Here is a 14070-nt window from a genome sequence, read left to right as displayed (position 1 = left end):
CTATTTAGACTCTCGATTTTCCTCCGCAGCAATCTGCCATTGAGTGCGAGCCATATTTAAGATCTTTGCTTCTTCATTACGCTTTGGATGCTCAATAATTTTGGAAAAATAGGAAACGGCTTTGGTATATTGGCCAAGTCGGCGACTTAGCTCCCCGATCATAAATAAGACTCGCAGTTCAGACATTGATGTCCCATTAAAATCGGAATAGAGATAAGATTCTTCATATTCCTGAAGGGCTAACTGCAAAAACCGCTGTTCGTCGTTTTGCCTATTTTCTGTTCGGTATATCCAAGCCAACCGCAAACACAAACCAGCTAATACGGAATGCTTTTCTTTCTTCAAGGTAGCAGAGTATATCGCCAATTTTAGGGTTTCAATACCCTTAGCAGTATCCCTGAGCTGTCCAAGATCGTGCTTTCTCCATTCATAGGATATTTTGGCATTAATGATTTCTTTGGTACCTGAAGGAAAGGTCTCGGAGAAATCATCTGAAAAGGCAAACCCACATTCCGGACAAACTCTAACATAGTAAAGATGCGGATTAGGTGTACCCTCTTTGTAATGGGGACAAAAGTCACTATCAATTTTATAGGGAACAGCCGACCTGGAACGTACTTTTAGGCTGCTAAAACTATGTCCGCAGCAAAGACAGTTTACTTCTTTTTCATAAAAAGCTTCCATTATAGTTGCACTCCTTTTTTGGGGAACCCATGACATTACCGTAAGAGAAAACTTTACTATAGATGTTTAATTTCGACTCCATCAGCTATAATTCCTGCAAATTTTACAAAACCAGTCTCTTAAATCCAAAAGATGGTTTATTTTCATGCTTATGGTTTAACATTTTTTTAATAGAAACTATATAGCAGATGAGCAAATCTAAGCTATAATAGTGTATGGACATTCTTCGGTTTTCCAAAGCCCCTCTCAACGAGGGGACTTTTTGTAAATAAGAAACGATCTTTGTTCAACGGTTGACTAAAGAAGGGCAGGTAGAAGACAGCTTTGAAACTACAAAATAAACGTGTAACCTATTTTTCACGTAGCCGTTGGGTTCCATTATTCTTAGGAATTTTAATGCTTTTAGTCTTAGGCAGGCTTATAGACTTGCAAATAGTTCAGGCTTCCGATCTCAAACAAAGAGGCATTGAGCGACGAACAAACGATGAAAATGTCCGACCCCAAAGAGGTGCTATTTTTGATGCTCAAGGAAATGTTTTAGCTCAAAGCATTCCCGTTAAAGAAGTTTATGCAGATCCCAAAACGTTGAATGACTTAATTTCCAAGAAACAATTTAAAAGCACTAAAGAAGACGTTGCTAAAAACCTTGCAAGTCTCCTAGGAATCGAGCCCCAGGACATATTATCCGACCTTAATAAAACTAACCTTTCTTGGATTAGTCTGGCACATCACGTTGATGTTCAAAAAGCAGATCAGATTATGGCCTTAAAAATCCCCGGAGTCGGCCTGACTGATGAAGAGAAACGCGTAAATCCTATGGGTAGTTTTGCAGCCTCAACACTTGGCATAGTAACTCAAGACGGTCATGGCGTAGAAGGTTTAGAAAACTATTACGACAAAGAGTTGTATGGCAAACCGGGTTTTATCTCCCAAGAAGAAGATACCCGCGCGCGTTCCATTTTAGGTGCTCCTTCGCAGGGAGAACCTCCAATTCCCGGCGACAACCTTACATTAACCCTTGATTCAACTATTCAATATTTAATTGAACAGCAACTTGACGGTTTAGAGCAAACAACTAAGGCTAAGAGTGTAACAATTTTAGCGATGGATCCGAAAACAGGCCGTATTCTGGGTATGGGATCTCGTCCAACCTTTGATCCCTCCAATTATCAAAAAGTAACCCCTGATGTCCGCCGCAACCTTGCCATCGGCATGACCTATGAACCAGGGTCCACTTTTAAGACCGTTACGGGCTCAGCCGCTTTGGAAGAAGGAGTTATAACCCCGAATTCAGAATTCTATGACCCAGGGTATCTTCAAGTGGGCCCTAAAGTAATCACGAACTGGGACTCTAATATAGCATCCCGAGGAAACACCACCTTTACCCAGGGGATGCAATCCTCCTCCAACGTTGTTCTTGCGCAAGTTGGCATGAAACTAGGGATGAACACCTTTTATACTTATCTCAGAGCCTTTGGATTCGGTTCTAAAACCGGCATTGATATTTCAGGTGAAGAAAGTGGTATTCTTGTCCCTCAGAACAAAGCACGAGAGCTTGACCTGGCAACCATGTCCTTCGGACAAGCAAATTCAGTAACACCTATTCAATTATTAACGGCTATTTCAGCTGTTGCGAACGGGGGAACTCTGTACAAGCCCTATATTGTTGACAAAATTACTACACCCGATGGGCAGTTAGTCAAACAACAAAAACCGACATCAGTTCGACAGGTTATTTCTAAAGAAACCGCGACTCAAATGACACAAGTCTTAGAGCAGGTTGTTAACAACGGAACCGGGTATCTGGCCAAAATCCCGGGAATTAATGTAGCTGGTAAGACAGGAACTGCCCAAAAAATCGATCCGGCCACAGGGGATTATTCAAGTACGGATTATATTGCTTCATTTGCATCTTATGCCCCCGCTGAAAATCCTAAAATTGCCTTGTTAGTTATTGTAGATACCCCCAAAATGGCAGATGGAGAACATGACGGCGGTCCTATCTGCGCCCTTCCGGCCAAAGCCATCCTCGAAGGAGCTCTGCAATATTACGGCATTCCGGTAGCGAGCAATACCCAAAGCGATGTTTCAATTTCCCCCACCGAAACCGCTGTTCGCCCCTCTCCGCAACCTGTAACACCTGAACGCACACCAAGTGCCGAAGAAACCGTTGTCCCTGATTTAACGGGACTCACCATGCGTCAAGCCGGAAGTGTCTTAGAAAAATCAGAACTTCACTTTAGCTTTTCTGGTAGCGGCCTGGCAAATCAGCAGTCACTCCCTGCCGGAAAAGTAGTCACCAAAGGTACTATGGTTACTGTCACCTTTTCTCCCCTAGCGTCTCCGTAACGGGTCCTCCAAGTGCTTCAAACTTAAGCTTCTTTTTTAGAGAATTCAAGGAGAAGTTTCGTCCCGGACATTCCGTAGCTGCTCCAGGCACATCCCGATGGAGCTCAACGTCATCAAGGCCTAAGTTGTAATCCTGGAGCAGCTGTACGACTTTTTTCACTAACCCATTGAGCTGAGCTTCAGGCACTTCCGTTTCACTGAAATTTCCCACCAAGCAAACTCCAATACCCATAGAATTTCGCTTGCCTGCTTTGCAATGTGCCCCCTGTTGGGACAAGGGCCTTCCGGCTTGACAGTCTCCATCAGGCATGATGACAAAATTATATCCGATGTCTTTCCATCCCTTGGCTTTATGCCACTCTCGTATTATTTCACAATCAACAGGAACGCTCTTCCCTCCACGACGCACTGTCGTCGGACTTGCCGTATGATGAATCACGATCTTTTGCCAATCCATTTCGAGTCCCCCTTTACAGTCTTTAAATTATGATTTATGCGTTTGCCTTCGATCAAGTGAGAAAAAATAGTTTCCAGTACCTTCAGCATCTTCAAACATAGTTCAAAACGAAAAAGTATCGGTTGCCTGAACCGATACTTTTTCGTTTTGAACTATGTAAACTTTTGGGCAGTAATCTCTACTATTTTCCGATTCCGAAATACCTTAATATCAGAGGATAGAGATCCACAATCCGGGGATGTTTTAAATCAAAGGGCATTCCGGTCACAATCATGGGTACTGTGGAATCCTCTTTCTCCAACGAGCCGTGGCTTCCTCCTCCGGGATGAGTCGGTGCCCCTTCCGCATAATACTCAAAGCCTGAGAGAGCAGAAACAATCACGCGATCACCCTGGCGCGCTTCCAATGCAGAGATAAGCCTCGAAAAAGCATCGGGATAGTTACCAAACTCAATTATTTTCCCGTCGGTCACTTGGGCATCTACCACGGTTAAATCTCCATCGTAAGACCAACTTTGCCCGTATTCATCCAGAATAGGACCCCCACGGGAAAAGGAAAGCTGATTCTCACTACCACCCTGTAGAACAATGTATTTATTATCAGCGACTTTCCATGAAATTTGGGCATTCCTCACATCTCTCGCTAAGATATCGACAATTTGAGGCAAAATTACCTCTTTTCGTTGTAAGACATAAATAAAAGCCATTCGTTCATTGGGGCAAATAACAATTTCGTGATGTTCTCCTGCCTCTTCCCTTGGGCGTAATCGTTTGAAGGTCATTAAAGCCTGATCTAAATTGATCAGGTATTCTGAGCCTAATCCTACCGTAGACTGCGCATGATCTCCTGTAACGATGATGGCTGTTTTCTCGAGAGCAATTTCCCAGGAACCGAACTGATTAAGAATGGAAGCGATCTGCTGATCCGCCATTTCTAAAGAGGGAGCTGTTCGCAAAGGGCCGTAATGGTGGGAATTCTTGTCATTATCCGGAAAATAAACAACTGTAAAATCTGGCAGGCCCCCCTCCTGAACAAGCTGGCGGGCTATTGTACCGGAAAAAACATCATTAAAACCAAAGCGGTGAAAAGGCCCCCTTGGATAAGTAGATAACCGCTCAGAAAAAGGCAAATGGACAAGCTGGCCTAACGTTAGATGCGAAGGTCCAAAAACCTCTGCCTCTCGGAGACGGAATCTCGTGGCCAAAGCAATTGAAAAAGGAAGTTTTGCCTTAAACCCATGAACGGCACGGTGCATAAAAAGATTGATATTCCCCGAGCTAACCCCTGAAGCTTCTAATACTTCGTAAAGTGTCGGCGTTTCCACGGCAAGATGCTCATCATTCAGCTTTAATAACAAATTACGAATAACCTTTTCTGGGCCGATCTTTAAAACATTTTGCCAAGTTGCACCATAATCGACTATTTTTCGTATAGTTTCATTATACCAAATAAACCCGGGAATGCCATGTCGATCGGGGCCTGCTCCAGTAATCATAGAACTTGTGGCCACAGGGGTCATCGTTGGGAACGTCGAAACAACCCCTTCTGTATAGGTTCCATGTTCCGCTAAAAAAGCCAGAGCGGGAGCATTTCCTTCTGCCAGAATTCTTCCCAAGACGGTCGGATGCAAAGAGTCTATCACAAATAAGATGGCCTTTTTCATGATCGACCCCCTTTAAAATGTCCTGCAGAATTCATTATAGCAAAGTTTTCTCCCACTTGTCACGAAACACCTGTCATAACCGTTTTTTAAGAATATCTTAAGTTATTTTTAAGAATGAAATGATATTGTGAATGCAATAACACAAGCGAGGAGAGTTGGATATGAGCATTATTTCAAACCAGGGAACGAGCGCGGCCTTCTTTACTATAGTTCTACTCGTTGCAGCCTGGTATCATATTAAAAAAACAAAACAACAACTCAATCGGCAGAAAAATGATTAGCTTCTTGAAAAGGGTTTAAATAACATGTTCAAAGTGACTGCCACTTCGGCTCCAAACAGCACAATAATGCAGGAAATATAGGCCCAGAACGTAAACAGCATAATGAACGTCAAACTCCCATAGATCATCTCATAGCGTCCTAAATGCTCTGTATACCAAACAAAGGCCACTCGTGAAAGATATATTCCTATAGTTGAAATCAATGCACCTACAAAAAGATAAGGGCTGCGAATAGCTTGGGAAGGCAAAAATCTGTAACAAAAAAGGCAAGTCAGAAACAGCAGCAAAGGAAAGGCTAAGTGCGATATCCCATGAAAAAGAGCTAACCATAAAGGGATACTCTGATTGGGAGTAAGGAAATTTTTTACGAGAGCCAGAGATACAATCGTTGCCAAGGAGGAAACAATCGTTAGACTGACGAGAATCATAAGCATACCAAAGCCAACGAAATACTGTTTAATAAAAGATCGTCTCTTGCGCACCTCCCAGATTGTATCTAAAATCCGCTGGAAGGATACAAAACCGCCCACGGTTGTCCATAGCAGCCCAAGGATTCCAAAGAGCCCAACTTTGTTCGAGCCCAATAAGACCAATCTGGACACGTTTTGCGAAAGATAGAGTTTAGCATCCGGCAAGGCCGGAACATAGGACTGAAAAACAGCCGATATGAAGTTCTGTACGGTCTCCTGAGGAATAAAAATTGAAGCACCATAGATTAAAAGAAGCAGCAGCGGAATCATAGACGAAAAGCCAAAAAAAGCTATAACTGCTGCCAAAGCAGCAATATTATGTTCCATAATTGACGTCACTAAAGTCCGAACAAAGGTAATGACCTTTTGGCCTATAATCATGTGTTAATCTCACCCGCCTCCTGGAAACAACTCTGACCTAGCATTCCCAAGAAACGGTTCCTTAAGCCAAATACTTCCTAGAAAAGTTTACCTTAGAGTTTTCGGCTTCCGGGCTTTATAGCGGGGAGCCCTTGGGCACAAAGAGGACACTCCTCAGCAGCATAGGATTCAATTTTAAGTTGAAGAACAGAACTCTGGGGCAAACCGAAATCCACTGTCCCACCGCTGCGATCAACCAAAACCCCAACTCCCACGGGAACAGCTCCCATCTCTTGAACCACCGCAATGACTTCACGCACAGATCCGCCTGTCGTCACAACATCTTCCACGACCAGAACTCGTTCCTCAGGTGAAAGCGTAAACCCTCTGCGCAGCCGCATGATCCCATTTTCCCGTTCCGTGAACAAGGCACGTACACCGAGAGCCTTAGCGACTTCATGGGCAACCAGGATCCCCCCCATGGCGGGTCCTATTACGGTTTGAATTTTGAAATCCCGAAAGAAATCGGCTAAGCCTTCTGCTAAAACTGCCGCCCGGTCGGGATACTGCAGGACTTGCGCACATTGCATATACTGCCCGCTGTGTTTTCCGGACGTTAAGAGGAAATGCCCCTCTAACAAGGCATTGCTTTTTCTGAATAAGTCAAGATATTCTTCAGTTTTAAGTGTCATACTTTCGTTCTGCTTCTGATTTTCCGTCATTGCTTTCGCTCCTTTTTCGTTGCTTTCTTTACTTATTTTTGCTTTGTTTATCTGTGTCTTATCTTAGCCATAATCTCTCTAAAGCTTGTCTGGGGTCCTTGGCACGCGTAATCGGCCTGCCAACCACAAGATAAGAGCTGCCCGCAGCTAAGGCTTCGTGTGGAGTTAAAACCCTCATTTGATCATCCGCTTCACTCCAAGCCGGTCGAATCCCCGGTGTAACGATCAAAAATTCCGACGCAGTATTCCTGCGAATTTCCTTGGCTTCCTGAGCAGAAGCGACAACCCCATCCAGACCCGCCCTTTCAGCAAGCTTAGCCAGCATCACAACATGATCTTCCAGTTTACGCTCTACTCCTAACTCTTCACGAAATTGGTGTTCCGACATACTGGTCAGAACGGTCACTCCTATAACTTTGGGCACTACTTCCAACATTTCTCCTTCATCATGAACCGCCGCAGCTGCTCGAGCCATCATCTCATAGCCTCCACTGCAATGGACATTGATCATATCCACCCCTGCTTGCACAAATCCTCGCATAGCCCGTTCAACAGTCGTTGGAATATCATGCAATTTCAGATCCAAAAAAATTGGGAATCCCAGTGCCCTTAGTTCACGAATCATCGCCGGGCCGGTATAGGCATAAAGTTCCATGCCGACTTTTAGCCAACAGCCGCTGCCTTGGAGAACATTTGCTAAGACAAGAGCTTCTTCCCGCCCTTTGACATCCAAGGCGACCATAATTCTCTTATTTAAGTTGCTATCCACTCATAGCCCTCCTTTTTTCTCTCGATCACGTCCAATTAGGATTTGAAAATCTAACCCCGATGGGCTAAGCCTACTAATTCCTGTACTGAAGAATACCCTCTCTGTTCACAGTAATTGCGGATGCCTTCAACCACGTCCAAAGGAACCTGAGGGTTATAGAAATTCCCTGTGCCGATGCTGACAGCCGTTGCGCCAGCTAAGAGAAATTCCACCGCATCCTGCCAGGAAGTAATCCCTCCCATCCCAATGATGGGTAAATCCACTGCCTCAGACACTTGCCAAACCATCCTCACAGCTACAGGCCGAATTGCAGGCCCGGAAAGCCCACCAAAGGTATTCGCCAAAACTGGGCGTTGGGAATTCAAGTCGATAGTCATGCCTAAGAGTGTATTAATCAGAGAAAGCACATCAGCTCCCCCGCGCTGAACTGCTCGGGCCATCTCTACAATATCCGTAACATTAGGAGAAAGCTTGGCGATAATAGGTAAGTCCGTTTCACCTCTAACGGCAGCAATAACTTCCTGTGCACTCCTGGGATCAGTACCAAAATGCATCCCACCATGTTTCACATTGGGACAAGATATATTAACTTCCAGGGCCGTTATTCCCGACCCCTTTTTTAAAGCCCGAGCCATACAGGCATAATCATCCAAAGAAAACCCAGATATATTAGCGATTACCGCCGTAGGAACCTTGTTTAGTTTAGGCAGATAAGATTTCAGGAATTCCTCCAGTCCCGGATTTTCCAGTCCAACAGCATTTAACAGCCCCGCGGGAGTTTCTGCAAGACGCGGCACAGGATTGCCCAAGCGAGGAAGCGGAGTAATTCCCTTTAAGGTTATCCCTCCCAACGCTTCAAGAGGACAGTAAGCCAGATACTCCTCACCAAAGCCATAGGTTCCTGAAGACGTAATTACGGGATTTCGGAGGCTAATTCCGCCAAGCTGAGTCGTCAGATCAACAGGTTTCATTCCACACAACCTCCTCACCCCTGAAAACTGGCCCATCTAAACAAACTTTCTTATGAATTAAGCGGCCGGCCTTATCTTTTAAAGTACATACACACCCCAGACACGCTCCCACAGCACAGCCCATTCGTTCTTCCAAAGAAACTTCTATCGGAACATTGAACCTTTGGCAGAGTTCAGTAATGCTTTGCATCATTCCTTTGGGACCGCAAGCAGCCACACTTACTCTGACTTCCATGGCTTCTGGTTTCGATTCTGTCGGTTTGTTTTGTGACAGAGCGCTTTGAACAAGTTCCGTCACTAAACCCTTTTCGCCCAGACTCCCATCCAAAGTGCTGAGACTTAGTTCGATCTCCAATTCTTTCCATGATGTCAATCCAGCACTTTCCAAAAAGGTCTTACTTTCTCCTCCCCAAAATAGCCGTACTTTCAGCCCTTGACTTAAGGCGCTTTGGACTAAAGCAAACAACGGAAAAATGCCAATCCCTCCGGCAACTAACCAAAGTTCTCCCTCTTCAGGCAGCGAGAAACCATTTCCTAAAGGGCCCATGATACTGAGACTATCCCCGCAGCGAGCCTGTGCCAGAATTTCTGTTCCCCTGCCTTTGATCCGGTAAAGGAGCGTGATCTCATCACGCTCCTGAGAAATTTCAGCAATACTAATGGGGCGCCTCAATAAAGGATCAAAAGAAGTCCGCGCGGAATCCTGAACCTGAACCGTTACGAATTGTCCTGCCTTGGCAGTTTGGGCAACAGGTCCTTGGAGAACCAGTCGCCTGAGCTTTTGATCACTGTCGCCCATTTGTTCATGACTAACGACCAGTCCCTGAGAAAGCATAGCATTCTCTCCTTTCTAAGGATACAGTAAACTGTTCAGCTAAAGCTGAACATCGTGCTTCGGTGACGAAAGCGCCACCGAAGCAAGGTATGGAAACCACTAACACTTAAGAAGTGGTAATCTTAATTGATAATAAGGTTCGCAAAATTGTGTGTCTGAGAATGATTAATTGTTTTCCACATTGTTACTTATAGCGGCAGGAGACTGGGGGAAATACTTTCTAAGACATGAAGCAGGGCTGCCGCCGTATCCAAACTCGTAAAACAAGGAATCCCGTACTCTACGGCCGCTCTCCGGATTGCAAAACCATCGCTTTCCTGAACCCGGCCATGAGTCGTAGAATTTACGACATATTGAATTTTTTGTTTACGGATCCCCTCAATAATTTCATCAGAGCCGTCATGAATCTTAGCAATCGGATCAACTCTTATTCCCTTATTCTTTAAATAGCGAGCCGTTCCTTCTGTAGCTAAGATACGAAACCCAAGTTCCACAAAACGGCGGACGAGATCGACTCCTTCAGCTTTATCTCTATCCGCCAGGGTGACAAGTACTGTCCCGTAGGGGGTAAAGGAAAGCCCCGCACTTAAGAGCGCCTTATACAGTGCCTTTTCATAAGTTCTATCCATCCCCATCACTTCTCCGGTGGATTTCATTTCCGGTCCTAAAGAAGGTTCAACCTTTTGCAGCTTGGAAAAGGAGAAGACCGGCGCCTTGACAGCAACTCGATTCTCCAGCGGCCAAATACCATGGGGTATTCCAATGTCCTCCCAACCCCTGCCTAAGATAACCTGGGTCCCCCAATCCACGATAGGTACCCCTGTTACTTTGCTCAAAAAAGGCACCGTTCTGCTGGATCTCGGGTTGACCTCCAGAACAAATAGTTCCTTCTGATAAATGACATATTGAATATTTAAAAGGCCTTTGATGTTTAACGAACGCGCCAAGGATTCTGTCAAAGCAATAATTTTATTGTGCATCGGCTTTTCCAAGGATTGGGGGGGATATACGGCAATTGAATCTCCTGAATGGACTCCTGCCCGCTCTAAATGCTCCATAATGCCGGGAATAAAGACGTTCTTCCCGTCGGAAATTGCGTCAACCTCCACTTCCTTGCCGAGGAGATATTGATCCATCCAGATTTCCTGATCGGAAGAAGCACTGAAAGCACGCCTGACGACAAACTCTAACTCTTTCTCTTCATAAACAATTTCCATAGCCCGTCCGCCAAGAACGTATGAAGGGCGAACGACTAAGGGGAAACCTATCCGTTCTGCCACTTGCCAAACCTGTTCCATAGTTGTTGCTCCGCCGCCCCGCGGGCGCTTAGCCCCTAATTCCTGCAAGACACGATCAAAAGTACCTCTCTCTTCTGCCCGGTCAATATTTTCCACACTGGTGCCTAAAATACGGTAGCCCCGCCTCTCTAAGCCGCCGGCTAAACCAATGGCCGTCTGCCCGCCAAACTGGACGATAACACCCTCAGGTTGTTCTTTATCGAGAATCGCCGAAACATCCTCCAGCGTCAAAGGTTCAAAATAGAGCCGGTCAGCAGTATCAAAGTCTGTAGAGACAGTTTCGGGATTATTATTGATAATAATACTCTCATACCCTCTCCGCCTCAAGGCCAAGACGGCATGTACAGAACAATAATCGAATTCGATCCCTTGACCAATCCGAATCGGGCCCGACCCCAGGACGACCACCTTAGGCTTCCTATGGACTTCTCCCTCATCTTCAACATCATAGCTGGAGTAAAAATAAGGAGTTGTCGCTTCAAACTCTCCGGCACAAGTGTCAACCATTTTAAATACAGGTAAAATTCCGTTCTTACCTCTGAAATAATAGATTTCATCTTCTGTGCAATGCCAAAACTCTGCGATTTCAGAATCGGAAAAGCCCAATCGTTTACCTTTTCTTAATTTCTCTGCATCCCAAGGGAACATTTTTAAAACTGTGCCAAAGTCTGCCAAACGTTTAATAATCATGAGGAAGTAGGCATTCCAGCCTGTTAGACAAGCAAGTTCCTCGAGAGGCCATCCACGTCTTATTCCTTCGGCCAGAACAAACAATTGACGATCATCCGGCTGCTGACAGGCAGTTTTAAGTTCTTCATCCCTTAAGTTCTCCAGTTCCCGTAAAAGAACTCCGGATACTTTAATATCCAGCGAGCGAATAGCTTTCAACAAGGCCGTTTCTAAATTCCTGCCAATGCCCATAACTTCTCCGGTAGCTTTCATCTGCGTGCCTAACTTGCGGTCCGCATCTGTAAATTTATCAAAGGGCCAACGCGGAATTTTCACCACAACATAATCCAGTGCCGGTTCAAAACAGGCAGAGGTTTTACCCGTTACGGCATTTTTCAGTTCAGTCAAAGCGTACCCCAAAGCGATTTTCGCAGCAACCTTAGCGATAGGGTAACCTGTAGCTTTGGAAGCAAGAGCACTGGAACGGCTGAGTCGAGGATTAACCTCAATAACAACATATTCCATCGTTGACGGATGGAGAGCAAACTGAACATTGCATCCTCCCTCAATCCCCAAGCCATTGACAATCCTGCGCGAAGCACTGCGCAGCATCTGAACTTCCCGATCGGTTAATGTTTGACAGGGTGCAACAACGATGCTGTCTCCTGTATGTATTCCCACAGGGTCCATATTCTCCATATGGCAGATGGTAATACAGTTGCCAATACCGTCCCGCAAAACCTCAAACTCAATTTCCTTCCAACCGGCGACGCTGCGTTCGACGAGTATCTGGCCAATAAGACTCGCTTGCAGACCACTCCGGGCAATCTGTTCCAGTTCCTCATCACTTTCAACGATTCCGCCTCCTGTACCCCCCAGAGTAAAAGCAGGGCGCACAATCAACGGATAACCCGTTTCCCCGGCAAACTTCAGAGCGTCCTCGATGTTATCTACGATTTTGCTCTCTGGGATAGGTTCGCCTAAGTGCTGCATTAACTCCCGAAAGCTTTCACGATCTTCGGCTTGATCAATACTCTGCAAAGAAGTCCCCATCAACGTGACACCACAACGTTCCAACACTCCGCCTTTAGCCAGTTGATAAGCTAAGTTAAGGCCCGTCTGTCCGCCCATAGTCGGGATTAAACCGTCAGGTCTCTCCCTTTCGATAATCCGCTCTACGGATTCTACGGTCAAAGGTTCAATGTAAATCCGATCTGCCGTCTCGCGATCTGTCATAATGGTCGCCGGATTAGAATTGACCAGAATAACTTCAATTCCCTCTTCACGTATTGCCCGACATGCCTGAGTTCCGGCGTAATCAAACTCAGCCGCCTGCCCAATTACAATGGGGCCTGAACCAATAACCAAAACTTTTCTCCACTCTTGCTTGGGCATTACCTTCTCCCCTTCCTCAGGCTATTTTCGTCCACCATTTTAGTAAAGCGATTAAAAATTTCACAATTCTCCTCAGGACCGGGAGCCCCTTCCGGGTGAAACTGGACAGATATTACCGGATACGTTGTATGCTCCATCCCTTCTACCGTTCCGTCATTAAGATTACGCATGGCCACTTCAAAACCGGATCCTTTTAACGAATCTTCCCTAACGGCATAACCGTGATTTTGGGAGGTCATCGTTGCTTTCCCTGTTCGCAAATCAAGGACCGGATGATTCCCTCCACGATGTCCATAAGGCAGCTTATAGGTCTCACCACCAGCCGCCAGAGCGAGAAGCTGATGCCCTAAACAGATACCTAAAACAGGCAGCTTATCATACAATTGACGGACCACAGCAACGACTTCAGGCAACTCGCTGGGATCTCCGGGACCATTGCTTAAAACCATCCCCCTTGGACGCTGTCTTAAGACTTCCTCAGCTGTTGATCCTGCCGGGAAAACCATAATTCGATAGCCTCTCTGCTGCAGAGAACGAAGAATATTTCGTTTGGCTCCAAAGTCGAGCAAAGCTATCAAAGGACCTGACCCCGGAATTTCATAAACTTCCTTAACTGTTGAGCGATAAACCCAATGTTCATTTGAACTGTCTTGCTGCTTCTGCCAAAAAACAAGTCCTTCTTCCCGTGTCTCTGTTAAAACTCCCGGCAACGTGCCAAATTCCCTCAGATATCGCGTCAGTGCTCTCGTATCAACACCTTTTAGTCCTCGAACATTATGCTGCTGGCAATAGTCCTCCAAAGACCCCTCAGCATGCAGACTTCCCTCACCTTGGGAAAGTTCACGCACAATAAGCCCTTGCAGACGGGTTTTGTCAGCTTCATTTTCTTCATGATGCCAGCCATAATTTCCGATTTGTGGCTGAGTGAGTACCAGAATCTGCCCGGCATAGGATAAATCCGTAATCATCTCCTGATATCCACTCATGGACGTATTAAAGACTACTTCCCTTGCTGCCAATGAGGAAGAACATTTCTCCCACGCTCCAAACGTTTCCCCCTCGAAGGTTGTCCCATCCATAAAAACGAGATAAGCCACCTCGACACTCCCTCTCAACTCTCATAACATTTTAAGCCTTAAATTAAATA

Annotated in this window: 11 protein-coding genes; 1 reads left to right on the top strand and 10 read right to left on the bottom strand. The window is 45.6% G+C overall.

Annotated features, from left to right (window positions below; all coding sequences use genetic code 11):
• A complete protein-coding gene (locus ACPUYX_RS02580) occupies window positions 1-684 on the bottom strand; it encodes a DUF2225 domain-containing protein (RefSeq protein WP_426378164.1) in 684 nt (227 codons plus the stop codon).
• Window positions 685-1008: 324 nt separating this feature from the next.
• On the opposite strand from ACPUYX_RS02580, the gene ACPUYX_RS02575 reads away from it, so the two are divergent.
• Window positions 1009-3033: a penicillin-binding protein gene (locus ACPUYX_RS02575; protein ID WP_426378163.1), complete on the top strand. Its 2025-nt coding sequence runs from the start codon at window positions 1009-1011 to the stop codon at window positions 3031-3033.
• On the opposite strand, the gene ACPUYX_RS02570 is transcribed toward ACPUYX_RS02575, so the two are convergent.
• The 9 genes from ACPUYX_RS02570 to carA all read right to left on the bottom strand — a co-directional run bounded on the left by ACPUYX_RS02570 (window position 3005) and on the right by carA (window position 14020).
• Window positions 3005-3490, bottom strand: coding sequence for a peptidoglycan recognition protein family protein (locus ACPUYX_RS02570; protein WP_426378162.1), 486 nt, complete (start codon window positions 3488-3490; stop codon window positions 3005-3007). The genes ACPUYX_RS02575 and ACPUYX_RS02570 overlap by 29 nt on opposite strands.
• A gap of 181 nt (window positions 3491-3671) precedes the next feature.
• On the bottom strand, window positions 3672-5153 hold the full coding sequence (locus ACPUYX_RS02565; protein ID WP_426378161.1) for an alkaline phosphatase family protein: 1482 nt from the start codon (window positions 5151-5153) through the stop codon (window positions 3672-3674).
• 277 nt (window positions 5154-5430) lie between these two features.
• Window positions 5431-6285 carry a YihY/virulence factor BrkB family protein gene (locus tag ACPUYX_RS02560; RefSeq protein WP_426378160.1) on the bottom strand — a complete coding sequence of 285 codons (855 nt, stop codon included), beginning with the start codon at window positions 6283-6285 and terminating at the stop codon, window positions 5431-5433.
• 92 nt (window positions 6286-6377) lie between these two features.
• Entirely contained in the window at window positions 6378-6986 is a 609-nt protein-coding gene (gene pyrE / locus ACPUYX_RS02555; protein ID WP_426378159.1) for an orotate phosphoribosyltransferase, read from the bottom strand.
• Window positions 6987-7044: 58 nt separating this feature from the next.
• A complete protein-coding gene (gene pyrF / locus ACPUYX_RS02550) occupies window positions 7045-7755 on the bottom strand; it encodes an orotidine-5'-phosphate decarboxylase (RefSeq protein WP_426378158.1) in 711 nt (236 codons plus the stop codon).
• A gap of 50 nt (window positions 7756-7805) precedes the next feature.
• A complete protein-coding gene (locus tag ACPUYX_RS02545) occupies window positions 7806-8726 on the bottom strand; it encodes a dihydroorotate dehydrogenase (protein WP_426378156.1) in 921 nt (306 codons plus the stop codon).
• Window positions 8713-9561, bottom strand: a complete 849-nt coding sequence (locus tag ACPUYX_RS02540) for a dihydroorotate dehydrogenase electron transfer subunit (protein ID WP_426378155.1) — start codon at window positions 9559-9561, stop codon at window positions 8713-8715. The genes ACPUYX_RS02545 and ACPUYX_RS02540 overlap by 14 nt, the downstream gene beginning before the upstream one ends.
• A gap of 188 nt (window positions 9562-9749) precedes the next feature.
• Window positions 9750-12923, bottom strand: coding sequence for a carbamoyl-phosphate synthase large subunit (gene carB / locus ACPUYX_RS02535; protein ID WP_426378154.1), 3174 nt, complete (start codon window positions 12921-12923; stop codon window positions 9750-9752).
• Window positions 12923-14020: a glutamine-hydrolyzing carbamoyl-phosphate synthase small subunit gene (gene carA, locus ACPUYX_RS02530; RefSeq protein ID WP_426378153.1), complete on the bottom strand. Its 1098-nt coding sequence runs from the start codon at window positions 14018-14020 to the stop codon at window positions 12923-12925. Before carA ends, carB begins: the two co-directional genes overlap by 1 nt.
• Between the last annotated feature and the right edge of the window lie 50 nt (window positions 14021-14070).

The organism is Desulfosporosinus sp. SYSU MS00001 (assembly GCF_049943955.1).
GTDB lineage: Bacteria > Bacillota > Desulfitobacteriia > Desulfitobacteriales > Desulfitobacteriaceae > Desulfosporosinus.
Note: the sequence above shows the minus strand (reverse complement) of the source record. Positions and strands in the feature narration are given on the sequence as shown.